Consider the following 23,661-nt stretch of genomic DNA (forward strand, 5'->3'; position numbering starts at 1 on the left):
TGCACGCGGTCGTTTCGAATTTCGGAGAAGGATGTCATGCCCCACGTCATCGTCAAAGCCTGGCCCGGGAAGACCGAGGAACAGAAGCAACGTCTCGCGGACGCCATCACGCGCGACGTGATGGACATACTCGGTTATGGTGAGGAATCCGTTTCAGTTGGTTTCGAGGAGATTCCGTCGGACAGGTGGAAGGAAGAGGTCTATCGTCCGGATATCGAGGCGCGCGCCCGAACGCTGTACAAGAAGCCGGGCTACCGGATGTAACCGTGCGCCCGGTTCAACACGGGCAGCATCGTCACTGCCCGCGTCGAACCGCCGATGAAGTGCCGCCGCTCCTATTTCGACGCGGTGCGCGTAAACGGCCCGGGAATCCTGCCCGCTTCCTGACGCGCGATCATCCAGCCGGGATAGCAGGGCGGCAACGCGCTTACGGCGTCAAGACGCGCCAGCTCATCGTCGGTCAGGACGACATCGACCGCGCCGAGATTGTCGTCGAGCTGGTCGATCCGCCTGGCGCCGATGATGACGCTCGTGACCGCCGGCCTGGCGAGCAACCACGCGAGCGCGATCCGCGCGACCGACACGCGATGCGCGCCGGCAATCGCGCGCATTTCCGCGACGCACGGCCAGGCCCGATCCAGATCGACCGGCGGAAAATCGAAATGACCGCGCCGCGAACCTGCTTCGGGCGAAGCACCGGGGCCGAACTTGCCCGACAGCAATCCGCCGGCGAGCGGCGACCACACGAGCAGCCCCATCTGCTCGTCGACGGCGAGCGGAACGAGTTCGCGCTCCACGTCGCGCCCGGCGATCGAGTAGTAGGCCTGCAGCGTCTCGAAGCGCGTGGCGTGCAGCGCGGCACTCAGGCCCAGCGCTTTACCGATCTTGCCCGCGCGCCAGTTCGACACGCCGACGTAACGGATCAGCCCCTGTCGCGTGAGATCGTCGAGCGCGCGCAGCGTCTCCTCGATCGGCGTGACGGGGTCGCTCGCGTGAATCTGGTACAGATCGATATGGTCGACCTGAAGCCGCTCGAGGCTGCGCCGCACCGAATCCATGATGTGACCGCGCGACGCGCCCTGGTCGTTCGGGCCCGCGCCCATCACGCCGGCCGTCTTCGTCGCCAGCACGATCTCGTGGCGCGGGACGCCGAGATCGCGCAGCGCCTGCCCGACCACGCGTTCGGCCTGGCCGAACGAGTAAATATCCGCGGTGTCGATGAAGTTGATGCCCGCGTCGAGCGCGCGGGCAATCAAGCGGTTCGCGTCGTCCTGGCCGACCGCGCCGATCGCCGCCCACATGCCGGCATCCGCGTTGCCGCCCATCGTCATCGTGCCGAGACACAGCTCGGACACATACAGGCCGGTGCGGCCCAATTGCTTGTATTTCATTGCAGCGCCCTTCAGAATCGGCCGGACACGATGCGGGGCGTCGGCCGGTGGCGCCCCGCATGAACGGCGGAATGTTAGTTGGAGCGTGAATGGCCGGCCCGCAACTGCCCGGCAATCACCGCGACGCGCGCGCCATAGCGGCGGGCCGTTTCGAGATCGCCCGGCGACATCTCTTCGGGCGACGCATCGGCCGGCGTCTGCGCCATCGGCGCGATGTAGGCGCCCATGCGGTTCAGGTCGTCGCGCGTCGACGCTTTCAGATTCGCCGGCTTGATGTCCATGCTGACCCAGATGCCGCCGTGCTGGCCGGCCAGCAGGAAGAAGTATTCGAGCGTATTGAGCTTGTCGCCGTTGATGCTGGCGCTATTGGTGAAGCCGCCGAAGATCTTGTTTTGCCATCCGCTTTCGAACCAGACCTTCGACGACGCATCCGCGAACTTCTTGAACTGCCAGCTCGGGCCGCCCATGTAGGTCGGCGAGCCGAACAGGATTGCATCGGCGTCGGCCAATGTGTTCCACGCGTCGTCGGCCAGGTTGCCGTCGGCATCGATCGCGACGAGTGCGGCGCCGGCGCCGTCCGCGACGGCGGCGGCCATCCGCTGCGTATGGCCGTAGCCGGAGTGGTAGACGACGGCCGTTTTCACCGGCGGGTTGAGTTGATACATGAGGGTTCCTTTCGTTTGGAGCGTCGTTCGGACGACGAGGGAAACCACTCTAGCGAGCCGCGATCGGGTGATAAACGACGATAGATTGAACGTTCTGTTACTTTCCGGATGAACAATGCAGAACCTTGATGCGCTTTTGATTTTTGCCCGTGTCGCCGAAATGGCGAGCTTCACGCGTGCGGCTGAAAGCCTCGGAATTCAGAAGGGACGGGTGTCCACGGTTATCCGCACGCTCGAACGGGACATGGGCGTCGCACTGCTGCATCGGACCACGCGGCGCGTGCAGCTCACCGAAGACGGACGCGCGTTCTATGCGCGCGCAACCGACCTGCTCGCGGAAGTGCAGGAATTGCAGTCGATGTTTTCGGGGCGTGGCGCATCGCTGCGCGGCAGGTTGCGCGTAGACATGCCCACGGAACTGGCGCGCAGCGTCGTGGTGCCGGCGCTGCCGCAACTGATGGCCGCGCATCCGGATCTGGAGTTGGAGCTTTCGAGTACCGACCGGCGTGTCGATCTGGTTCGGGAAGGGTTCGACTGCGTGATCCGGCTGGGCCCGATCGCCGACGAGACGCTGATTGCGCGACTGCTCGGCAGGCTGCGCATGACGAATGCGGCGAGCCCCGACTATCTGGCGCGGCATGGCGTGCCGCGTACGCTCGCCGATCTGCACAGCCAGGGGCACAGGATGATTCACTACACGCTGACGCTCGGCGCGCGGCATCCCGGCTGGGAATACCCGGACGGCGACGGCTATGCGTGGCTGCCGTTGCCCAGCGCGATGCAGGTCAACAGTGTGCAGACCTATCATGCGGCCGGGCTGGCGGGCATCGGACTGATCCAGGCCGGCTATTCGACGCTCGCGCATCACATCGAAAGCGGCGCGCTCGTGGAGGTGTTGCCCGATTTGCGGCCCGAGCCGCTTGCCGCGTCGCTCGTCGTCGCGCATCGGCGCAATCTTTCGCCGCGCGTGCGGGCTTTCATGGACTGGATCGGGGGCGTGTTGGAGCCGTATCTGGATTAGCGAGCTGGGGGGCGGCGCGAAGCGCCGGGAATACGGTCGCTTCGCGTCACGCTGCCCGATGGTCGGCGAGTATCTGGGCCGAAATGGTTTCCACCACACCGTTTGCCAAAGGAAGATCCGGGTTCGAATACGCGGCAAGGTTTTCGTCCAGCGCGTCCGTGTGAACGGTTTTGAGCACGTGATTGGCATTCGCGACAATCGTCAGCCGGGCGCGTGGATTCGCGTCCTTCAACCGCTGCGCGTCCTGCACGCCAACCTGAATATCCCGCGCGCCCTGCACGATCAGCACCGGCTCCGTATAGCCGGTCAGAAGGGCCGTCGGATCGATCGCGAGTTCGCTCATCAGGAACCGCTGAACCTGCGGCCTGAAAAACGGCATCAGTACGGGATCGATGTCGGCCGCATCGACCGTCTTCCCGGCTTCGAGCGATTTCAGTATCGACATCGCGTTGTCCAGCACGGCGGCATTCGCGGGGTTCGACCGCAGTTGCTGCGCCAATACCTGTCCGAGCGGCCGTCCCGGCGTGGAGACGAGGATCAAACCGCGGATGTCGGCGGTTTGCCGTGCCGCCGACAACGCGACCCATCCTCCCTCGCTATGCCCGAGCACCCATACGCGGCGCGCGCCAGTCCGCGTCCGGATGGCCGTCACCCACGCGCGGACGTCCGCGGCGTAGTCGTCGATCGTGACGTCGTCCGCATCGGCGATCGCCGACGCGCTGCCGTACATGCCGCGCTTGTCGATGCGAACCGACGCGATGCCTTGAGCGAGCAAGCCTTCGGCAAGCAAACGATAGGTCGATGCCTGAATGCCGTAGGGATTGTTGCCGTTGCGGTCAGTCGGACCCGATCCCGGCACGATCAGCACCACCGGAACATCGCCCGTCGCAGGAGACAACAGCGTGCCGCTCAGCGGGCCGACAGGCCCCGGTATTTCGATTTCGGTCTGCATCATCTGTGAAGGAATTTCCTGATCCGTAGGACGATGAACGTCGGGCACGGTATCAACGCGCCGAGTCCCGCGCTTCGCCCAGCACCCACTCCGCGAACGCCCGCACCGGCGCCGTGCTCAATTCGATCGGCTCAGGAAGCACGAGGCAGAAATTTTTCGTCACCGCCGTGCCGTCGGGCCAGGGCGCGACCAGACGCCCCTGTTCGAGCTCGGCGCCGATGTAAAGGCGCGGCACCAGCGCGACGCCCAGGCCGGCCAGCGCGGCCTCGATCAGCATCGAATGAAGATCGTATCGCGGGCCGACCGCCGAATTGGTCAGCACGATGCCGGTCTCCTGCGCATAGCGCTGCCAAGCGTCCGGATTCTGCCGCCGGTGAAGGCGCGGCAGCACGTCCAGCGACGGGTTCGCGCCAACGCGTTCGAGAAGCGCCGGACTGCAGACGGGCACCAGCACCTCCTCCAGCAGCGGATGCAGATGCATGCCGGCCCAGGCCGGATGCTCGAAGTGAATGGCCGCGTCGAATCCGCTGCCGGCCAGCAGGAAGGGTTCCATCCGTTCGGCGATATGCACGGTGACGTTCGGATGGCGATCCTGAAAGCGCTTCAGCCGCGGGATCAGCCAGCGGGTCGCGAAGGTCGGAATCGCGGCGATGTCGATGCTCGCGCCTTCCACGGGCTGCCCCATCAGATACAGGCTGTCCCGTTCGAGCCGATCCAGAATCTCGCGCACCTGCACTGCGTATCGCGTGCCGTTGGGGGCAAGCCGCACCCGGTTGCCGACGCGCTCGAACAGCGTCACGCCGAGGAACGCCTCCAGCCGGCCGATCTGGCGACTGACGGCGCCCTCGGTGCGGGCCAGCTCGTCGGCGGCGCGGGCGAAGCTGCCATGTCGGGCTGCCGCCTCGAAGGCCAGGAGCGCGGAATTGCTCGGGATCTTGCGTCGCATCGGGGTCTCGTGGGTCGTACCGCGTTCGGCCGTCAGCTTGAACAAATATCACTGAAGGCTGACTTTAAGTCGATATCTACGCGGAAAACAGCAGATTAGCATTACGTCACTGCACTGAATATCCTGCATTCGACGTGCGGGATGTGCATCCGTCACGAAGGAAAATCCGATGATCTACACCGTGGAATGCAGCTTCGCCGACCCTGCCAGCGAAGCCGAATGGAACGACTTCTACAGCCTCGACAAGCTGCCGGCCCTCATTTCGGTGGCCGGCTTTCATACGTCGCAGCGCTTCAGGGCGATCAACGACGGCTGCCCCGTCTATCTGGCCGTTCACACGATCGACGGCCTCGACGTGCTGACCGGCGATGAATATCGGCAAAAAGGCGGCGGCAATTTCGCGCGATGGCAGCAGCACATCACCGACTGGCACCGCAATCTCTACAGCGACATCGGTCGTGCGCCGGCGGTCAATGCCGACGAGCTACTCGTGCTGAGCGCCGGCGGGCCCGACTTGCTGATCGAACTGGGCCTGAAGCCGCTGGCCATGCAGGCCGTCGCACTGGAACAGTTTCCGGCGCGCCGCTGGCTCGCGGTCCTGCCGCGGCGCGCCGCTCCGCTTGGCGACAACGTGCCGGCCGGCCTTTACCTTTACACGCCGATGACCGAACAACTGACGAAGGCGGCCCGCGATGCCTAACGTGACTTTCCATATCGATGCGGAACGCATGCCGCCGGACGCGCGCCTCGCCGAGCTGTCCGACGACTGCATCGACCTTTGTACGCGGGTCCTTCAGGCAGAAATCACGAACGTCCACGTCATTTACATAGCGGTTCGGCATGGCTGCGGGCATCCCGTTTTCGCGGAAATCCAGTATCGCGACGCGCCGTCTCGCCCGCCCGCGGTCATGAACGCATTCATGGAAGCGCTGGATCACGCCATTGTCCGCCGCACCGGGCTGACCGCACGCATCCGTTGCTTCGGCCATGCCGCACCGAACCTTCACGCCCGAAACTAGCCGCCGCGGAGAAGCACGATGTCCAACGTTACGTTTCCCGGCCAGCGTGTCGGGGATTTCACGATCACCGCGATCAGCGACGGCTACCTCACGGCCAGCCTCGATTTCCTGTCGAATATCGACGCGACCGACGCCGCCGGGATGCAGCGTGCGGCCGGGCAGCAGGCGCCGTCCGCCGTGCACATCAACTGCTACGTGGTGCGCGGCGCGGGCCGCACGGTGCTCATCGACGCCGGGGCCGGCGGCATCAAACAATGGGGCGGCCGCCTGATGGACAATTTGCGGCTCGCCGGCATCGAGCCTGCCGCGATCGACACAGTCCTGCTTACCCACGCCCATCCCGACCACGTCGGCGGGCTGGTGCATGCCGATGGACACGTCGCGTTTCCGAATGCGGAGCTGGTCGCGCATCGACGCGAGGTTGCATTCTGGCGGGACGACGGCAACCTGAGCCGCGCCAGCGAGCGCGCCCGCGGCAATTTCCGGATTGCACGTCAGGTATTCGACGCTTACAGCGACGCGCTCCGGACCTTCGAGGAAGGCGAGGTGCTTCCCGGAATCGCCGCCATTCCGCTACCGGGGCATACCGACGGACATACCGGATACCTGCTCGCATCCGGCGATCAGGGCCTGCTCGTGTGGGGCGACATCGTGCATTTTCCGCACATCCAGATCAAGCGGCCGGACGTGTCGATTGCGTTCGACCAGGATGCGTCGCAGGCAGCGACGACGCGTTCGCGGCTGCTGGACCGGGTCAGCTCGGAAGGGCTGCTGATCGCCGGCATGCATCTGGGCGAACCCGGGTTCGCGCGAATCAGGCGGGCGAGCGGTGAATACGGGCTGTTTTACGAGACCGATGCCTGACGCGATACAGGCGTTTCCGTACGTGTATGTCGACGACTCCGATTCGATCTGTCGACGGACGCTCGCTGCGTAATCGATTCCGCTGGAAGCGCCCGCCGACATGCCGTCCGGCGACCGGCGGCTGATGGTGAGGGACGCGCGCGGAAACGTTTGGCCGATCGCCACGCACCAGCGCGGCGCATCGGCCGACGAAATTCGTTCGAGGCTCGACGATTGCCGGTAGCCGCGCTGCGCCTTCCCTCTCTGTCGCAATCGTCAAGATTCGTGTCGCGTGCGGATAAAAGCCGCCCGTTCCCCGCGCCGTTAACTCGTTCGCAACCCCGCGCCGCGTAGTGCGTCATGGCGCGCGCCGTTCGTGTTCCGGAATTCACCTCCGCCGCTGGCCGTGCCCGGCCGGCTCAAGGGAACGTCATGCGAAAACAACTCACTATCCGTGGTGGCCTCGTCGCGACCATCGCCGGCTATACCATGCTGCTCGTGCTGGTGGTCGGTGCGGGCATCGCGGCCCTCACCATCGGCAACGGCTCGCTCGAGGCGATGTACCGTGACGACACCGCGTCGCTGCTGCACCTGAAGACCAGCTCCGAGCGGATGCTCGTGCTGCGCGAACGCATGAGCGACGTCGCGCAGATCATCAGCGCCGGCCAGCCCGCGAAGGAGGAAGTCGCGCAACTTCACACATTGCTCAAGCAGAGCAACGACGAATTGGACGCGTACACGCGTCTGCATGCGCGCGACGCCAGCGAGCAGGCGCTGTTCGACACGCTGCAAAGCCGTCGGCGCGCGCTGCTCGACCGCGTGTTCCTGAAGGCGCTGTCGCAGCTCGACGGCGACGACGCATTCAACTTCCTCGACACGCAGCGCACCGCGCCGCCGGCGTTGTTCGCCGCCTACCAGGAGGCGATCGACGCGCTCGAATCGTTCCAGGTCGCGCGCCAGAAGGCCCGCTACGAGGCGGCCGGCGTGAATTTCCACCGGATCGTGTGGGGAATGGGGGCGGTTGCGGTGCTGGCGCTCGTCGTCGGCTTCGTTGCGCAGCGCGTGCTCGCGAAGGCGATCATCGGGCCGATCAATCTCGCGGTCGATCAGTTCGAGAAAATCTCGAAAGGCGACCTGACCGGTACTGTCGTCGTCCCGGGCGAGAACGAGATGGCGTATCTGCTGAATGCGCTGAAGCGGATGCAGGACGGCCTCGTCGATACCGTGAGCCAGGTGCGTGCGAGCACCGAGACGATCGTCGGCGACGTGCGCACGATCGCGAGCGGCAACGTCGACCTGTCCGCACGCACCGAGCAGCAGGCCGTGTCGCTGCAGCAGGCGGCCGCGAGCGTCGAGCAACTGACGGCGGCCGTGCGCCAGAACGCGGACAACGCGCGCGACGCGCGCACGTACGTCGAGGGCGCGGCCGGCATCGCGTCGCGCGGCGGCGAAGCGATGCAGCGCGTCGTCGCGACCATGTCGGAAATTTCGACGAGCTCCACGCGCATTTCCGGCATCGTCGGCGTGATCGAGAGCATCGCGTTCCAGACCAACATCCTCGCGTTGAACGCCGCCGTCGAAGCCGCGCGCGCGGGCGAGCAGGGGCGCGGGTTCGCGGTCGTCGCCACCGAGGTGCGCGGGCTCGCGCAGCGCTGTGCGGCGGCGGCGAAGGAAATTCGCGACCTGATCGGTCATTCCGCGCGACGCGTCGAAGACGGCAGCGGCCTCGTCGCGCTGGCCGGCTCGGCGATGACCGAGCTCGTCGCGGCGGTCGAGCGCGTCAACGCGATCATGGGCGAAACGAGCCAGGCGTTCGACGAGCAGTCGTCGGGCATCGAGCAGGTGAACGCCGCGGTGATCCAGATGGAGCAGACGATGCAGCGCAATGCCGCGCTGGTCGAGGAGGCGGCGGCCGCGGCGCTGTCGCTCGACGAACAGGGCGCGCGGCTGAGCGCGGCGGTCGCGCAGTTCCGTCTGCGCGAAGCAGCGCTCGCGTGACGGGCGGGCTTATTGCGGTGCGTCAGGCAATGCGTAGTCGAAGCGGTACGCATGCTGGCCGTCGTCGATGTCGATGCGCATCGCGCCGGACAGCCCGAGCAATTCGTCCGTGCCGGAATCGGGCACGACCGTGATCGACTGCGTCGGCTGCCCGCACGTCATGGTGGAGCTGTGCTGCAGCACGAAGCTGCCCTTGCGTCCGCCGAGCACGCCTTTGACGGTTTCCATCGCCACGTAGCCGGCCGAGCCCTGAACGCTGCTGCGAAACGCGAGCATTTCTCCTTGGCTGACGGCTTCCAGATCGCCGTGAAAATGCTTGTCCAGCGACATGCGGCCGAGCCCGCTGCCTTCCGCGACGTTGCTCAAGGGTTCCGGATTCAGCTTCACTTCGAACGGACCGCGGGCCTGCAGTGTCATGACTGTTCTCCTCGTTGAATGGGCAATCGGCACTATAGGCGAATGCTGTCGGCGGCGGGCCGAGCGCGGCGCGCAATCGCCGATGAAACGACGCCGCCGGCAAATCGCGCCCCCGCAGTCCGACATATTCCTCTACTCGGCGCCTTGACCTTGAAGCTGACTTGAAGCTTAGAGTGCCTGCTGACGACGGTGAATCGGCAGGCTTCGGGTGTTGCCTGCCCCGATCGACCATCGACGGGAGACAACGAACATGGACAGGCGTTTTACACAGGTCGAATTCGGGCCGCATACGGTCGACGTGCCCGAGGGCGGCTACTACGACCGGTTCCGGATGAATCCGGACCTGGACGCGGTGGCGCGCGACCCGGCCGCGGGGGACATCGATTTTTTCCGCCGGATTCCGAAGCGTCAGGTGATGTCGCGCGTGGGCCCGACGTGGGCGCCGAACTTCTACTATCGCTCCAGCAGCATTCAGCTGCTGTTCCTGGCGCCGCTCGACCGCCTGAGAACCATGCTTCCCGTACCGATCGAACCGCTGCGGGCGCTGCCCGGCTACGGGCTCGTCGCGCTGACGTTCTTTTCGTATTCGGTGTGCGACAACGATCCGTACGACGAAGTATCCGTCGCGGTGGTGATCCGCCGGCCCGGCGCGAAAGGGTCGCACGCGCTCGAGCTGATCGACTCGATGCGGCGCCGGAGTTTCTTCGCGCACGTGCTGGCGCTGCCGGTCACGACGGAAATCGCGCGGGTGCGCGGCGTGCACGGCTATCAGCTGCCCAAGTGGCTCGCGGATATCGACGTGGACATCGGCGCGACGGCGCGCGCACGTATCGCCGGCCCGGGCGGCCGGCCGGATCTGAGCCTGAGCGTGCCGCTGCCGGCGCTGACGCAAGTTCCGTCGCAATCGCACATGAGCACCGCGACGATGGTCAATCGCATCGACGGCGAATGGCACCAGTCGTCGGTGCAGACCAACATGCTGTCGTTCGCGCAGCGCCTGTTGCCGCGCAACGTCGAGCTGGTGCGGCACGGCGGCCCGCTGAGCCAGTTGCTCGACGGGCTCGGCGCATCCACCATCATGCGTCTCGACGTGGTCAAGGATGCGCAACTGGTGCTGAATCTGCCGACGCCGTTGACGGCCTTCGATGAACCCGGAAAGCCACGCTAACGATACGGCTGCGTGCGACGTGCGCGCGCCGAAGGAGTCGTCCATGCCGCAACCGACCTACGATCTCGTCGTATTCGGCGCCACGAGTTTCGTCGGGCAGATTCTGGCCCGCTATCTGTCCGACTATCTGTCCGGCGCGGGTGCGGGCGAGATGCTGCGCTGGGCGATCGCGGGCCGGTCCGACGCAAAGCTCAGGCAAGTCCGGGATACGCTCGGCACGGCCGGGCAGTCGGTACCGATCATCGTTGCCGACGCGGCCGACGAAGCGCAGCTTCGGGCGCTGTGCGCGCAAGCGCGGGTGGTGGTGTCCACCGTCGGCCCCTACGCGCTGTACGGCGAGCCGCTGGTCCGGGTCTGCGCGCAGACCGGCACCGACTATTGCGATCTCACCGGCGAGACGCAATGGATCAAGCGGATGATCGACAAGTACGAGCCTGCGGCCCGGCAATCGGGCGCGCGCATCGTGCATTGCTGCGGCTTCGATTCGGTGCCGTCCGACATGGGCGTGTTCTTCCTGCAGCAACAGGCGCGGCAGCAGTGGAGTGTGCCGGCCACTCACGTGAAGATGCGCGTCAAGACGCTGAAGGGCGGGGCGTCGGGCGGCACCGTGGCCAGCGTGATCAACGTCGTGCGCGAAGCGGCGGCCGATCCGGCATTGCGCCGGGAACTGCTCGATCCTTATTCGCTGTGCCCGCCTGGACATGGCTTCACGGTGCGGCAGCATGCGGTTCGATCCGCCGAATTCGATCGCGACTGCGATGCGTGGATCGCGCCGTTCGTGATGGCGGCGATCAACGAGCGCGTCGTGCACCGCTCCAATGCGCTGGCGGGCAATGCGTACGGCAGCCGCTTCACCTATGACGAAGCCGTGATGACGGGCACGGGCCTGAAGGGGCGCGTGAGCGCGCTGACGATGGTGGCGGGCCTCGGTGCGTTCATGGTGGGCGTTCTCATCGGGCCCGTGCGCGGCCTGATGGAGCGCTTCCTGCTGCCGAAGCCCGGCGAGGGGCCGAGCGTCGACGCGCAGCGGGCCGGCCGCTACGATTTGCGCTTTTCCGGCCGAACGGACGACGGCAGAACCCTGCGCGTGAAAGTCACCGGCGATCGCGATCCCGGCTATGGCTCGACCGGCAAGATGCTCGGCCAGGCCGCGATCAGCCTCGCGATCGATGGCAGCCGTGACGGTATGAAGATCGGGCGCGGCGGCGGTTTCTGGACGCCCGCGACGATGTTCGACGAGCGTTTCGTCGATCGTCTCGTTCGCCACGCGGGCTTGCGTTTCGAGGTGATCTGAGCGCAGTTCGCGTCAGCTATCCGAGCAGCCGCGGGGGGGCGTGGATGCCTTCGCCGGTACGCTGGCGGACTCTACCCGCTACGCACGGCGACGCGTGCCCGTGCCCGTGCGGGCGGCCGCTTCGTCCACGATCATCGCGGCGAATTCGGCGGCCGCCGGCATCCGCGCGTCGTGCATCATCACGAATTCCATCGCCGGCAATTCCGGCAAGCCTTCGGGCAAACCCAATTCGCGAAGCGTGTCGTCGATCGCGCTGCGCGGCACCGGCGCGATCGCGATGCCGGCCCGCGCGAAGGTGCGGATGCCGGTCACACTCGGGCTTTCGCACGCGATCCGGTAGCGCATGCCGGCCAGCGCGAGCGCCTTGATGGCGGCGCCGCGGTACGGGCACGGATCGGGAAAGCACGCGAGCGGCACGTCGCCTTCCGGAAGCGGCTCGTGGCGCGCGAACGCCCAGACGAGCGGTTCCTGCCACAACGTCGCGCCGTGGCCCGCGTGCGAGCACCGGCTGCCGATCACGAGATCGAATTCGCCGTTGGCGTGCCGTTGAAACAGGCTGTCGCCGATGTCGACGACCAGATCCAGCCGCAGGCCGCGCCGCGCGGCGCCATGGCGGCGCATCAGGTCCGGCAGCCAGCCAGTTGCGAAGTCCTCCGATACACCGATCCGCAGCTTGACGTCGATCGCGTCACCCGTTCCCAGCCTGGCGCGCGCTTCCTCGCTCAGATTGAGCATCGCGCGCGCGTAGCCGAGCAGCGTCTCGCCATGCGCGGTGAGCGTGACGCTGCGCGTGTTGCGCATGAGCAGCGCCTGGCCGACCTGTTCTTCGAGGCGAACGATCTGCGCGCTGACCGCGGACTGGCTGAGGTTCAGCCGGCGCCCGGCGCCGGTGAAGCTGCACACGTCGGCGACCGCGACGAACGTATGAAGCAGTGCCGTGTCGAGGGGAGCGTTCATTAATCACCAATCCGGGTTAGTTTGATCAATTAATATCGTTTCCGGATTATAGGCCGACCCGCTAGGCTGCGAAGGGCAGTGGGCGAGCGCGCATCCCGCGCGCCGTCGTCACGCTCGACAAGGATCGGCGCCATGACACGCGTGCTCTATATCGAAGGCTCACCCAACAAGGCCTATTCGGCATCCATCGAGGTGTGCGAGGCATTTCTCGACGCGTACCGGCAGGCCCATCCCGATCACGAGATCCGGAAGCTCGACATCTGGGATCTGGCGATGCCCGAATTCGATGGCGCCGCGCTGGCCGCGAAATATGCCGGACTGAGCGGCACGGCGTTGACGCAGGAGCAGGCGGCTGCGTGGCAGCAGATCGAGCGGCTCGCGGCGCCGTTCCACGAAGCGGACAAGTTCCTGTTCGGCGTGCCGCTGTGGAATTTCAGCATTCCGTACAAGCTCAAGCACCTGATCGACGTGATCTCGCAGAAGGACGTGCTGTTCACGTTCGACGGAACGGGTTTTACCGGCAAGCTGGCCGGTAAAAAGGCGGCGGTGGTCTACGCGCGCGGGCTCGCCTATCAGTCGCCGGGGTCGTTTACGCCGGCCGCCGAGTTCGATCTGCAGCGCCCTTACATGGAAACGTGGCTCAAGTTCGTGGGCGTGACGGACATCACGGGGATCGTCGTCGAGCGCACGTTGTTCGGCCCGGACGGGAAGGTCGACCGGAGTCGGGCGATCGACGAGGCACGAACGATCGCCCGGACGTTCTGAGGTTGGTGGTGCGGGGCACCCGGCGCAGGGCACCCCGCCGCAGAGCACCCGCCGCCGCGCATCCGTGCGGGTCGAGCGTCAGCGCCCGCCGCGTGCGATGGCGAGCGCGACGCCGAAGCCCACCAGCAGGCAGCCGAACGTGCGATCGATCCAGTGTCGCAGCGACAGCAGCCGATCGCGGACAGCCGTGGCCGAGAAACACATCGCGACGAGGCTGAACCAGCCGGCATGTGCGGCCGCGATGAACGCGCCGTAGCCGAGCTGCACGATCAACGGCGTGTCGGGCCGGACGGCCTGCATGAACAGGCTGACGATGAACACCGTGGTCTTGGGATTCAGCGCGTTGGTCAGGAAGCCCGTGCGCAGCGCGGCGAGATCCGACAGCGCCGCCACGCGGCTGTCGGCTTGCACGCCGCCGGATTTCGTCATGAGCATCTTCGCACCGAGGTAGATCAGATAGATCGCGCCGATCAGCTTGACGGCATTGAAGAGCCACGGCGACTGACGGATCAGCAGCCCGACGCCCAGCAGCGTGTAGCTCACGTGGACCGTTACGCCGAGCCCGATCCCGCATGCGGTGAGCACGCCGGAACGACGCGACAGCATCAGGCTGTTGCGCGTGACCATCGCGAAGTCCGGCCCCGGGCTGATGACGGCCAGCAGCGTAATGGTGACTACGACTATCCATTCGGTCATACGTTTCTCCTGCGCTGGATGGGTTGATGGCACAATCCTATCGATCGTGCTTCACCAGGAAAAACGATGATTTCTGACCAGAATGGTGAGTTCGAATCACAATCGATTCGTACGAACCTGCCGTCGCTGATGGCGCTGCGTTGTTTCGACGCGGCGGCGCGTCACGAGCATTTCGGTCGCGCGGCCGACGAGCTGTGCCTGACCCACGGCGCGGTCAGCCGCGCGGTGCGTCTGCTCGAGGACGATCTGGGCGTGGCGCTGTTCGAGCGGCGCAGTCGTCGCGTGTTCCTGACCGAGGCGGGCCGCGCACTCGCCCGGGCCGTCCATGATGGGCTGGGCCTGATGCGTCACGCCGCCCACGCGTTGCGCACCGAGGCCGCCCGTGCGCGGCGTTCGGTCCTGTCGTGCGAGCCGACGCTGCTGATGCGCTGGCTGATCCCGCGCTGGCCGGATTTCCAGGCGCGGCATGCGGGCGTCGATATCCATCTGGCCGCCGCGGGCGGCCCGTTCTCGTTCGACAGCGGTATCGACATGGCGATACGTCGCAACGATTTCGCGTGGCCGGCGGGGTATCACGCCGAGCATCTGTTCGCCGAGCGGGTGGGGCCGGTTTGCCGGCCGGACAAGGTCGGCGCGTGGTTTGCATCGCGGCGCGGCGGCCGCGCGTTGAAGCCCGACGCCGCGCTGCTGCATACGCGAACCCGGCCGGACGCATGGAACGCGTGGGCAGCGGCGTCGAATCAGCCGGCCGCGAACGGGCGCGGGCAGCGGTTCGATCACTTCTACTTCAGTTTGCAGGCGGCCGTTGCGGGGTTGGGCGTCGCGATCGGGCCGTGGCATCTGGTGCGCGACGACATCGAAAGCGGTGTGCTGGTCGCGCCAATGGGGTTCGTCGAGGATGGATCGGATTACTACCTGTTGACGCCGGCGCCGGTGGCGGACGGGAGTGCGCACGCGGCGTTGCTGGGGTGGTTGAGGGAGATGGTTTGACGGGGGACTTTGTCCGCACTCGCATCGATATCAACGACTCATCGGGCAAACGCAACCTCGAATCGAAATAAAGAATGAATGTCCGTGCCGATGCTTGCTCATGCCGGCCTGCGAACGGAAAATGCGTCGATCGACGCGTGCTCGCAAGCCCGTTATTCGCGTGAAGAGCTTGGTCCGACGCTGCGGACGCCGGCGGGATGTCGGCCGGCTTTTACCGAAATGGCGCGCTATGGCGCGCGCGTCGCTAAAAGAATGTCGCGATGTACTTTATCGCGCCAATGAATGAGCGTCGGTAAAGTTGCACCCGCTCTTCATCTTTTTATCAGACATTTGACGACGTCCGTGCAGACCAGCGCAATGTCAGGCTGATGCGACCATTCCCGTCGTCTTTAAAGCCGCAGCATTTACCCGACGATCAACGACGAGGCGAAGCCATGCAACTTCAAGCCGGTAATTTATTCAGCGCCGACGGGCGGCGCGGCGGCGACGAGCGAATCGACCTGCTCGTGACGAGCCCGCGCGTGAACGTCGAGCGAATCGTATCGATGGGCCATGCGAGCCCGGACGGGTTCTGGTATGACGACGCGCGGGCCGAATGGGTCGTGTTGCTGTCCGGCGCGGCCGTGCTCGAATTCGAAGAAGATGCAACGCGGCTCGATATGCGCGCGGGAGATTACGTGCTGATCGAGCCGCATTGCCGTCATCGTGTCGCGTGGACACATGACGAAGTGCAAACCGTCTGGCTTGCCGTCTATTACGAACGCTGAAGAAAGGATTGGCGTGCGGTGCGATTGGCCGATTGGCCAGTGCGCGACACGCCGATTGGGCAAGACCTCGTCAACCGGAGCGGCGTTGGAAACCCGCCGGTATCGATGCGCCAATCAATGCCCAAATCGCCGGACGGCGCGTTGAATCGCGCGCCGGCCCATGCCGGGATGCTTATTCCTGAATCAGGAATCGATTGCGATTCTTCGCATCCTTGATCCATGCGGGCGCGCGACCGCGGCCCGACCAGGTCGCCCCGGTCTTCGGATCGCGATACTTTGCCTGCACGGGGGCGCCCGCTTGTTTGGCCGGCCGACCACGGCGTGTACCGAAAATGTCTTTTTCGGTAATGCCGTATTCCGCGACTTTGGTGCGGATGTCGTCGACGACCGCCTGGAATTCAGCGGCGCGCGCGGCTTCGGCTTTCTCGGCCAAAGCGTCCATTTGAGCCTTCAGTTCCTTGTAAGTTGCCATATATCACTCTTCAGGTTTGTGTCCATACATGATAGCGGTTTCAACCGAAATGATGAAGAAAATTGCTGAGACGGTGAATTCCATTGCCGATATGGCAATCTGCGACTGCTTCGAACACCTGAGAAGTGGTTTGACTGGATCGTTCGTGACCGATCTTTTCGTGCGGGACAAGCTTCGGAGACTCAATTATTCTTTATCTTTTTTCAGAGGGATTGGGGAATTCACTGATGAACAGGGATGACAAACTGAAACAGGTCGCAGCCGAATTCGGATTCGATCCGGACGAAACGATCAGGATCGGCGGAAAGTACACGCCCGTTCTGGTCGACGGAAGCACGGCTTACATTGCCGGCCAGGTGCCGCGAATCGGTGAAGTCGTGCATTTCGTCGGCATCGTGGGCGAATCCGTTTCGCTGGACGATGGCCGCCGGGCAGCTGGTATCTCGGCGCTGCGCGCGTTGTCGCTGATCCGCAAGCATTGCGGCACGCTCGATGCGATCGCGACGGTACCGCGCATGACCGTGTACGTGCGAAGCGCGCCCGGCTTCACGATGCAGAGCGAAGTGGCCGACGGCGCGTCGGACGTGTTGGTCGCGGTGCTCGGCGACGCCGGCATCCATACGCGTTCGTCGGTGGGCGTGCTGCAATTGCCGAAGGGTGCGTCGGTCGAAGCCGATTTCATTTTCGGCTTGAAGCGCAGCGGCACGCCCGGCTGATATGGAATGGCCGGATAGACAGGGCGGGCCGCTTCGCGTCGATCAACGCGCCGTGCGTGAACGGGCGGCTTCGGGCGTCATTCCGGTCCATTCATTGAATGCGCGGAAGAACGAATTCGGGTCCTGGTAGCCGAGCAGGAAAGCGATCTGGCTGTAGGGCAGATCCGAGCGATCGAGGTAATGCCACGCGAGCTTCTCGCGGACTTCCGCGAGCAGGGTCTTGAAGTTCGCGCCTTCGTCGCCGAGCCGCCGCTGCAGCGTCCGTTTGCTGATCGCAAGCGTTTGCGCGACGCCGTCCGCGGTGGCGAGCCCGCCCGGAATCAATTCGAGCAGCACCGCGCGCACGCGCTCGACGATGCCGGCCTCGGCCGACAGTGCGTCGAGGCGGCGGCGCAGGTCGGGTTCGAAAATCTGCCACATCGCATGGTTCGCGGTCACGAACGGACGCCGCGCATCCTGCAGCGTCACGCTCACGGAAGGCGCATCGCCGTACTGCGGCGTCACGCCGAAAAAACGCGCATAGCCGGGATGGGGGCAGACGTCGCGCGGCAGCGTGACGGCGCACGCCGGCAGCTCGGTGCGGGTCGCCAGCCGCGCGAGTTTCACGAAGAAGCCGAGTTCGGCCGCGACCAGCATGCCGGGCGGCGGTACGTCGCGTTCCAGGAAGTCGACGGCGAGGGTGAGCGCGTCGGCCTCGTGCGACACACGCAACCGCATCGGGCCGATCAGCGGCTTGAACTGGCCGATGCGCCGGATCGCGATCTCCAGATTCGGGCTGCACAGCGCGGCGAACAGCGGCGGATCGAAGGTTTCGACGGAGAGCAGATCGAGGATGCGCAGCGCGACGGCCGGCGTATTCGCCATGTCTTCCATCGCGCGCCACAGGCCGAAGTACTCGCGGGTCGTCAACCCGTTCTCGGGGCGCGTGAACAGATCGGCGGGCAACTGCGCGCGCCGCAGCAGTTCGTCGGCGCGCAGGCCAAGGTCGACCATCATGACCTGCCAGCCGGGCGAGATCGCGAAGCGGTTCATCGCCCCAGTTGTCTGGTTTCGACGAGCTGCTGGAAGAAGTCGTTCATCGACTCGGCGAGCGGGCGATAGCGCATCCCGAGCTCGTTGCGGCTGCGGCTGTTGTCGGCGCGCCAGGGCAGCCCGATGTTGCGGGCGACCACGCGGCGCGTCACGCTCTTGTTCGCGAGCGGGCCGATCAGCCATACCAGCCATTTCGGCAGGATGCGCCGCGGAATCGGGTAGTCGGCGCCATACCGTTCCAGCAGCGTGGCGGCCATCGCCGGCAGGTTCGTGTCGTGCGCCGACACGATGTAGCGGCCGTTGGCGGCCGGCAGGAACGCCGCACGCAGATGCGCGTCGGCCACGTCGCGGACATCCACCGCACCCAGGCCGAGATCCGGCACGCCGGCCTTCATCGTGCCGTTGCCCATCTGCCTCACGATTTCGAAGCTTTCCGACGTCGCGTACGGGTTGATGCCGGGCCCGATCACGAGCGACGGGTTGATGGTGACGAGATCCCAGCGTTGCTGCTGGCGGGCGATTTTCCACGCTTCGCGCTCGGCGACCGTCTTCGAATACGAATACGGTTGATGGGTCAGCGACGAACTGGTGTTCCAGATTGCTTCGGTGAACACACCATCGGGCGTCGCGGCGAGGTCGGCGTTGTCGCCGTAGATCGCCGCGCAACTGCTGGTCAGCACGACGCGCCGCACCGACGGCGTGCGGTTGGCCGTCTCGAGTACGTTGCGCGTGCCGAGCAGCGCCGGATCGACCAGCTCCTTCTGCGGATCGCGGACGGTGACGGTGAAGGGCGACGCGGTATGGAACACGGTTCCGCAACCGGCCATCGCGTCGGCGTACGACCCGGGTTCGAGCAGGTCCGCGCGGAAATAGCGGAGGGTGCCGGGCTTGCCGGCCGCGATGCGCTGCAGATGCTCGAGCTTGTCGGGGCTGTCGGGGTCGCGGACGGCCGCATGGACCGTCACGCCGGCCTCGAGCAGCCGCTGCACGAGCCAGCCCGCGACGTAGCCGGTCGCGCCGGTCACCATGACGGGAAGGTCGGTATCGATATTCATGGGCGGGATTCCATTGCAGAAGTGATGCGCCATGATGCCGCCTTTTGCGCGCCACTTCACTCGCAAAGCGCGCCAATCGACATGCAGGGCGCGACAGGCACGACGGCCGATTCGTCAGAGGTGAAAGTGAGCGGAGCGCCGGAATCGTCGCCATCGTATTGCCGGACAACAATGGTCCGTCGCGCCGTCGCGCCCGCTTGCGTTTTTCGCCCTCGTCGTTTCCGGCAACGATTCCCCGACCCATATCGGCCGGCATCCCCACTTTTGGGGATGCCGTCGCCGAGCGGTACGCCTACGATGGTCTACAAGGCGCCGGGGACCGGATATCACCAGAACAATCGAACAGGCCTGCCGTTGCGTGTCGATCGCCGTGAGCGTCCGCACAGTCGGTTGACACGGTCGTCGCGTACGCTGACGCGCAACGTCCGCGGTGCGTCGTTGGCGCCGCGGCCGACGGCGCGTTGATGACGGAAGGCCTGATGTCGTATTTCGGGGAATTTCAATCAATATGCTCGCACGAGACTACGTAGAACGAGAGCTCTCCCATATCCAGCGCATGGTGGCGCTGCTGGACAGCGAGACGGACGTCGACGACGTGTCGATGTCGGGCGCGGCGCGCGTCAGGCATCCGAGTTACTGGCGCGGGCGCATCGAGGAACTGCTGTCCACGCCCGACGTGCCGCGTCACGTCAGAAAGCTGAGCGAAGCCGTGCTCGCGAAGATTGACGAGATGGAAGCGCGGTTCGTGGCGATGAAGTAAGTGCATCGTCGGGCCGGGTACCGAACCGCGTTCCATTGCATCGCATCCGGCCTCGAACGCTTCCGCCCGCGACAAGATTTCGTCCCGTGCGACCCGCGCCGCAGGCCGCCATCGGCCGTCTGCATCACCACCGATTCCACGCCCGCCGTGTCAAAAAACACCATTACGTCTGACGAGAAACGGTCACAAACGTGGTATTTCGGCCAAATCCGCATCGGCAATTTGAACAATCAGACCGATTGAGTAAGATGCCCGAACGGCGTTCGACAAAAACGCACGGCGCGGGGTGGCCAGATGCAGATGAACGGATTGATTCCCTCGGCATGGATCGATGACGTCTACGCCGCGGCACTGGGCGATCAACGATGGGAAGCGGTGCTGGACGGGCTGCGTCTGACGGTCGGCACGCGCATGGCTACACTGCTGTCGTTCGACGACGCGGCGCGGATGCCGGCAATCGAGCGGGCAGCCGGCGACGATCCGTCATGGGTCGCCGCATGCCACCACCGCTACAACACCGAGTTCTACCTGTACGACCCGGTCGTGCCGGTTGCCGCCGACTGGCCGGCAGGGCGCTGGTTCGAGGACGTCAAGCACCTGTCGGTGCGGCAGCGCACACATGGCGTGTTCTATCGGGAATTCATGCATCCGTTCGGGCTCGGCGGCATCTCGGGCCTGTACATCCATCGCGGCGAGGGCGCCGGCGCTTTCCTCAGCGTACAGAGCGGCCCGGAATCGCACGGGTTGTCCGACGCGCAGCGCCGCACCATCGAAATCATGGGCGGTCACATCAGTCGCGCGCTGCGCATCCATGCGCGCATTGGCGAACTCGAAGCGCGCGTGGCTGCCGCGGAGTCGGCGCTCGATGCGGTGCCGGTGCCCGTGTTCCTGCTCGGCCCGCGGCGCGAACTGCGCTATACGAACCGCGCGGCCGATCAGCTGATCGCCGCCGAACCGGCGCTGCGGATCGTCAACGGCCGATTCGCGCCGGAAGGCTGCGTCGATGACACGCAATGGCGGTACGCGTTCGCGCGCGGCGGGCTATTGCTGCGGCGTACGACGGGCGAGCCGCTGCCGCTTGCGCTGATCCCCGTTCCCGAACAGTCGCGCCTCGCGCGCGAACGGCCCGGCGTCGCGGCGCTGATGACGGCCGCGGACCTGCGTGCGCCGTCGGCGCGCGCGCAACGCTTGCGGGTGTTCTACGGGTTGTCGTCGGCGGAAGCCGAGCTGGCCGTGCTGCTGTGCTGCGACGGACGCTCGCCGCAGGAGTGCGCGGCGCTGCGCGGCGTGTCGATCGGCACGGTCCGCGCGCAGATCAAGTCGATCTACACGAAGACGGACGTGGCGCGCGCCGCGCAACTGACGTCGCTGGTCATGCAGACCTGAGCGCGCGACGCGCGCCGGCGCGGCGGCTTTTTTACCTATCCGCCGCCGATTCCCTGCAGTATCTTGCCGGTCCCGCCGCAGACGGTGCAGGGCTGGCCCTCCACCCTGCCGGTGCCGCGGCAGACGCGGCACGTGTCCTCGCCGAGGCCCGGCGCGCCTGCGGGGCCTTCGTCGCCGGCGTTCGGCGGGGTAGCCGGGCCGGGGGGCGCTGATGGCTTCGTGGTCGACATCACTGGCTCCTTTTGCGTTGCATGATGTCGCGGCGCGCATCGGACGTGCCTGCCAGGCGGCACGCGCGATGACGACGGAACGACCGCGCGCTACAGCGCCCACGTCGACCCGAACGGCTGCCACTGGTCGATATACGGAAAATAGTCGACGACCGCCTTGCTGCAAGCCGAGCACGCTGGCCGGTTCAAGCGCATGGGACAACAAGGCGGCGTGACAATTTTCTGGTCAGTCATCCTACAACATCTGCAAGCGAAGCGACGGAAATGCCACTGGCTGTCCGGAAGCTGCCGCGCCGGCGTCCAGTTCGCATGCTGATCCGTTTCCGGAAAACGTTTCGCGAAAAAATGCGAAAATGGAGAATGAACTTCCTCGATTTCTGCCAACAAACCTTTCTGGCAGGGGTTATAGGGGTATGCACCAAGTGAGTTAAACGGTTAACCGACGTACATTCGCTCAACACGTCATACGACGTATGACCCTGCGATTCAAGGACGCGCCTGGATGAAGCAGGTGCCTGCCGACGGATCGCCGCACAACAACGATCGACCATCAAGGAGACTCACCATGAAGCACCGATTCACCGGCTCCCGTACCGCCCTGGCCGTCGCCTTGATGGCCGGCTTCGCGATCTCCGCGCAGGCGCGCGTGTTCCGCTCGGCGGACGTGCACGGCGACAACTTCCCGACCAACATGGCCGTGAAGTTCATGGGCGACGCGCTGTCGAAGCAGACGGGCGGCAAGGATTCGATCAAGGTGTTCGGCAACAGCGCGCTGGGCTCCGAGAAGGACACCGTCGACCAGGTGCGGATCGGTGCGATCGACATGGCGCGCGTGAACGGCGCATCGTTCAACGAGATCGTGCCGGAGTCGCTGATTCCGTCGTTCCCGTTCCTGTTCCGCGACGTCGATCACTTCCGCAAGGCGATGTACGGCCCCGCCGGCCAGAAGATCCTCGATGCGTTCACCGCGAAGGGGATGATCGCGCTGACGTTCTACGAGAGCGGCGCGCGCTCGATCTACGCGAAGCGCCCGGTGCGCTCGCCGGCCGACATGAAGGGGCTGAAGGTGCGCGTGCAACCGTCCGATCTGATGGTCGACGAGATCCGGGCGATGGGCGGCACGCCGACGCCGATGCCGTTCGCCGAGGTCTACACGGGCCTGAAGACGGGCCTCGTCGATGCGGCGGAAAACAACCTGCCGTCGTACGAGGAAACCAAGCATTACGAAGTGGCGCCCGATTACTCGGAGACGCAGCACGCGATGACGCCGGAAGTGCTGGTGTTCTCGAAGAAGATCTGGGACACGCTGTCGCCGCAGGAGCAGGCGGCGATCCGGAAGGCGGCGGCCGACTCGGTGCCGTACTACCAGAAGCTGTGGACCGCGCGCGAGGCGTCCGCGCAGCAGCTGGTGACGAAGGGCGGCGCGAAGATCCTGCCGGCCGCGCAGATCGACCGCGCGGCGTTCGTGAAGGCGATGCAGCCGCTGTGGACCAAGTATGAAAAGACGCCGCAGATGAAGCAGATCGTCGACGAGATCGAGGCCACCAAGTGACGCGTCGCACTTCCCTGAACAGCGCGGCGGCCGCGGGCGGGTCGGCCGCTGCCCCGGACGGCACGCCGCCCGCGCGGCCGCATGCCGCGCCGCTGCTGCGCTGCGTGAACGACGTGCTGTTCCGCGTGCTGGCCGTGATCGCGTCCGCGTGCCTCGCGGTGCTCACGGTGCTGGTGTTCTACGCGGTCGTGATGCGCTACGTGTTCGAGAACGCGCCGGATTTCGTCGAGCCGATCGCGCTGTTGCTCGTGATCGTGATCGCGATGTTCGGCGCCGCGATGAAGGTGCGCGACGGCGGCCATATCGGCCTCGATTCGCTGGTGCGCCGGCTGTCGCCGAAGGCGCGCACGGTGGTCATCGCGATCCAGCACCTGAGCCTGATCGCGTTCGCGATCATGATCATGATCGGCTGCGGCAGCATGGCCGTCGAGACGATGGGCGACCGCATCCCGATCATCGGGCTGCCCGAAGGCGTGCGCTACCTGATCACGATGCCCGCGGCGGTCGCGATCGTCTTCTTCTCGCTCGAGCACCTGCTCGCGCTTCGTCGTTCTTCGTCGGGACAATAA

General features: G+C 65.6%; 27 protein-coding genes. 16 read left to right on the forward strand and 11 right to left on the reverse strand.

All coding sequences use genetic code 11. The features are described 5' to 3' along the window. Nucleotides 1-36 precede the first annotated feature (36 nt). Nucleotides 37-264, forward strand: coding sequence for a tautomerase family protein (locus tag H3O04_RS01105; protein ID WP_124476915.1), 228 nt, complete (start codon nucleotides 37-39; stop codon nucleotides 262-264). Nucleotides 265-335: 71 nt separating this feature from the next. Here H3O04_RS01105 and H3O04_RS01110 read toward each other — a convergent pair whose 3' ends face one another. Together H3O04_RS01110 and H3O04_RS01115 are read right to left on the reverse strand one after the other, a co-directional pair. Next, nucleotides 336-1,391, reverse strand: a complete 1,056-nt coding sequence (locus H3O04_RS01110; protein WP_202586923.1) for an aldo/keto reductase — start codon at nucleotides 1,389-1,391, stop codon at nucleotides 336-338. Nucleotides 1,392-1,465: 74 nt separating this feature from the next. After that, entirely contained in the window at nucleotides 1,466-2,056 is a 591-nt protein-coding gene (locus tag H3O04_RS01115; protein WP_202586924.1) for a flavodoxin family protein, read from the reverse strand. Nucleotides 2,057-2,171: 115 nt separating this feature from the next. Between H3O04_RS01115 and H3O04_RS01120 the strand changes: the two genes are divergently transcribed. After that, nucleotides 2,172-3,077: a LysR family transcriptional regulator gene (locus tag H3O04_RS01120; protein ID WP_202586925.1), complete on the forward strand. Its 906-nt coding sequence runs from the start codon at nucleotides 2,172-2,174 to the stop codon at nucleotides 3,075-3,077. A 46-nt stretch (nucleotides 3,078-3,123) separates the two neighbouring features. On the opposite strand, the gene H3O04_RS01125 is transcribed toward H3O04_RS01120, so the two are convergent. Both H3O04_RS01125 and H3O04_RS01130 read right to left on the reverse strand, forming a co-directional pair. Then, entirely contained in the window at nucleotides 3,124-4,032 is a 909-nt protein-coding gene (locus H3O04_RS01125; protein ID WP_202586926.1) for an alpha/beta hydrolase, read from the reverse strand. Nucleotides 4,033-4,081: 49 nt separating this feature from the next. Next, a complete protein-coding gene (locus tag H3O04_RS01130) occupies nucleotides 4,082-4,975 on the reverse strand; it encodes a LysR substrate-binding domain-containing protein (RefSeq protein ID WP_202586927.1) in 894 nt (297 codons plus the stop codon). A gap of 169 nt (nucleotides 4,976-5,144) precedes the next feature. Here H3O04_RS01130 and H3O04_RS01135 point away from each other — a divergent pair, with 169 nt between their 5' ends. The 4 genes from H3O04_RS01135 to H3O04_RS01150 all read left to right on the forward strand — a co-directional run bounded on the left by H3O04_RS01135 (nucleotide 5,145) and on the right by H3O04_RS01150 (nucleotide 8,835). Next, the gene (locus tag H3O04_RS01135) at nucleotides 5,145-5,675 is read left to right on the forward strand and encodes a sugar ABC transporter (RefSeq protein ID WP_202586928.1); all 531 of its coding nucleotides are present in this window, start codon (nucleotides 5,145-5,147) and stop codon (nucleotides 5,673-5,675) included. Continuing rightward, on the forward strand, nucleotides 5,668-5,994 hold the full coding sequence (locus tag H3O04_RS01140; RefSeq protein WP_202586929.1) for a hypothetical protein: 327 nt from the start codon (nucleotides 5,668-5,670) through the stop codon (nucleotides 5,992-5,994). Before H3O04_RS01135 ends, H3O04_RS01140 begins: the two co-directional genes overlap by 8 nt. 18 nt (nucleotides 5,995-6,012) lie before the next feature. Beyond that, complete coding sequence (locus H3O04_RS01145) at nucleotides 6,013-6,858, forward strand: MBL fold metallo-hydrolase (protein ID WP_027805987.1); 846 nt, start codon at nucleotides 6,013-6,015, stop codon at nucleotides 6,856-6,858. Between the two features lie 411 nt (nucleotides 6,859-7,269). Beyond that, nucleotides 7,270-8,835, forward strand: coding sequence for a methyl-accepting chemotaxis protein (locus H3O04_RS01150; protein ID WP_202586930.1), 1,566 nt, complete (start codon nucleotides 7,270-7,272; stop codon nucleotides 8,833-8,835). Nucleotides 8,836-8,844: 9 nt separating this feature from the next. On the opposite strand, the gene H3O04_RS01155 is transcribed toward H3O04_RS01150, so the two are convergent. Continuing rightward, nucleotides 8,845-9,252, reverse strand: a complete 408-nt coding sequence (locus H3O04_RS01155; RefSeq protein WP_200161177.1) for a DUF3224 domain-containing protein — start codon at nucleotides 9,250-9,252, stop codon at nucleotides 8,845-8,847. Between the two features lie 250 nt (nucleotides 9,253-9,502). Here H3O04_RS01155 and H3O04_RS01160 point away from each other — a divergent pair, with 250 nt between their 5' ends. Then, entirely contained in the window at nucleotides 9,503-10,420 is a 918-nt protein-coding gene (locus tag H3O04_RS01160; RefSeq protein WP_202586931.1) for an acetoacetate decarboxylase family protein, read from the forward strand. Between the two features lie 43 nt (nucleotides 10,421-10,463). Then, nucleotides 10,464-11,714 carry a saccharopine dehydrogenase family protein gene (locus H3O04_RS01165; protein WP_202586932.1) on the forward strand — a complete coding sequence of 417 codons (1,251 nt, stop codon included), beginning with the start codon at nucleotides 10,464-10,466 and terminating at the stop codon, nucleotides 11,712-11,714. 78 nt (nucleotides 11,715-11,792) lie between these two features. On the opposite strand, the gene H3O04_RS01170 is transcribed toward H3O04_RS01165, so the two are convergent. Continuing rightward, nucleotides 11,793-12,671: a LysR substrate-binding domain-containing protein gene (locus H3O04_RS01170; RefSeq protein ID WP_202586933.1), complete on the reverse strand. Its 879-nt coding sequence runs from the start codon at nucleotides 12,669-12,671 to the stop codon at nucleotides 11,793-11,795. A 132-nt stretch (nucleotides 12,672-12,803) separates the two neighbouring features. Between H3O04_RS01170 and H3O04_RS01175 the strand changes: the two genes are divergently transcribed. Next, nucleotides 12,804-13,436, forward strand: a complete 633-nt coding sequence (locus H3O04_RS01175) for an FMN-dependent NADH-azoreductase (RefSeq protein WP_023476716.1) — start codon at nucleotides 12,804-12,806, stop codon at nucleotides 13,434-13,436. 78 nt (nucleotides 13,437-13,514) lie between these two features. On the opposite strand, the gene H3O04_RS01180 is transcribed toward H3O04_RS01175, so the two are convergent. Continuing rightward, nucleotides 13,515-14,132 (reverse strand): LysE family translocator, encoded by a 618-nt coding sequence (locus tag H3O04_RS01180; protein ID WP_053525852.1) that lies wholly within the window; start codon nucleotides 14,130-14,132, stop codon nucleotides 13,515-13,517. A gap of 66 nt (nucleotides 14,133-14,198) precedes the next feature. On the opposite strand from H3O04_RS01180, the gene H3O04_RS01185 reads away from it, so the two are divergent. Further along, the gene (locus tag H3O04_RS01185) at nucleotides 14,199-15,122 is read left to right on the forward strand and encodes a LysR family transcriptional regulator (RefSeq protein ID WP_202586934.1); all 924 of its coding nucleotides are present in this window, start codon (nucleotides 14,199-14,201) and stop codon (nucleotides 15,120-15,122) included. Nucleotides 15,123-15,556: 434 nt separating this feature from the next. Beyond that, complete coding sequence (locus H3O04_RS01190; protein WP_202586935.1) at nucleotides 15,557-15,889, forward strand: cupin domain-containing protein; 333 nt, start codon at nucleotides 15,557-15,559, stop codon at nucleotides 15,887-15,889. Between the two features lie 172 nt (nucleotides 15,890-16,061). On the opposite strand, the gene H3O04_RS01195 is transcribed toward H3O04_RS01190, so the two are convergent. Continuing rightward, complete coding sequence (locus H3O04_RS01195) at nucleotides 16,062-16,361, reverse strand: H-NS histone family protein (protein WP_006481154.1); 300 nt, start codon at nucleotides 16,359-16,361, stop codon at nucleotides 16,062-16,064. Between the two features lie 227 nt (nucleotides 16,362-16,588). Here H3O04_RS01195 and H3O04_RS01200 point away from each other — a divergent pair, with 227 nt between their 5' ends. Continuing rightward, nucleotides 16,589-17,077: a RidA family protein gene (locus tag H3O04_RS01200; RefSeq protein WP_175833274.1), complete on the forward strand. Its 489-nt coding sequence runs from the start codon at nucleotides 16,589-16,591 to the stop codon at nucleotides 17,075-17,077. A gap of 42 nt (nucleotides 17,078-17,119) precedes the next feature. Here H3O04_RS01200 and H3O04_RS01205 read toward each other — a convergent pair whose 3' ends face one another. Both H3O04_RS01205 and H3O04_RS01210 read right to left on the reverse strand, forming a co-directional pair. Continuing rightward, nucleotides 17,120-18,109, reverse strand: a complete 990-nt coding sequence (locus H3O04_RS01205; RefSeq protein WP_202586936.1) for an AraC family transcriptional regulator — start codon at nucleotides 18,107-18,109, stop codon at nucleotides 17,120-17,122. Continuing rightward, nucleotides 18,106-19,164 (reverse strand): NAD-dependent epimerase/dehydratase family protein, encoded by a 1,059-nt coding sequence (locus H3O04_RS01210; RefSeq protein WP_202586937.1) that lies wholly within the window; start codon nucleotides 19,162-19,164, stop codon nucleotides 18,106-18,108. Before H3O04_RS01210 ends, H3O04_RS01205 begins: the two co-directional genes overlap by 4 nt. A 508-nt stretch (nucleotides 19,165-19,672) precedes the next feature. On the opposite strand from H3O04_RS01210, the gene H3O04_RS01215 reads away from it, so the two are divergent. Both H3O04_RS01215 and H3O04_RS01220 read left to right on the forward strand, forming a co-directional pair. After that, nucleotides 19,673-19,924 (forward strand): hypothetical protein, encoded by a 252-nt coding sequence (locus H3O04_RS01215; protein WP_011549215.1) that lies wholly within the window; start codon nucleotides 19,673-19,675, stop codon nucleotides 19,922-19,924. Between the two features lie 300 nt (nucleotides 19,925-20,224). Next, nucleotides 20,225-21,310, forward strand: a complete 1,086-nt coding sequence (locus H3O04_RS01220) for a helix-turn-helix transcriptional regulator (protein WP_226135477.1) — start codon at nucleotides 20,225-20,227, stop codon at nucleotides 21,308-21,310. 35 nt (nucleotides 21,311-21,345) lie between these two features. On the opposite strand, the gene H3O04_RS35950 is transcribed toward H3O04_RS01220, so the two are convergent. Beyond that, nucleotides 21,346-21,540, reverse strand: a complete 195-nt coding sequence (locus H3O04_RS35950) for a hypothetical protein (protein ID WP_237666126.1) — start codon at nucleotides 21,538-21,540, stop codon at nucleotides 21,346-21,348. Between the two features lie 565 nt (nucleotides 21,541-22,105). Between H3O04_RS35950 and H3O04_RS01225 the strand changes: the two genes are divergently transcribed. Together H3O04_RS01225 and H3O04_RS01230 are read left to right on the forward strand one after the other, a co-directional pair. After that, nucleotides 22,106-23,092 carry a TRAP transporter substrate-binding protein gene (locus H3O04_RS01225; RefSeq protein ID WP_034175457.1) on the forward strand — a complete coding sequence of 329 codons (987 nt, stop codon included), beginning with the start codon at nucleotides 22,106-22,108 and terminating at the stop codon, nucleotides 23,090-23,092. Continuing rightward, a complete protein-coding gene (locus H3O04_RS01230; RefSeq protein ID WP_006481161.1) occupies nucleotides 23,089-23,661 on the forward strand; it encodes a TRAP transporter small permease in 573 nt (190 codons plus the stop codon). The genes H3O04_RS01225 and H3O04_RS01230 overlap by 4 nt, the downstream gene beginning before the upstream one ends.

The organism is Burkholderia sp. KCJ3K979 (genome assembly GCF_016759955.1).
Lineage (GTDB): Bacteria > Pseudomonadota > Gammaproteobacteria > Burkholderiales > Burkholderiaceae > Burkholderia > Burkholderia orbicola.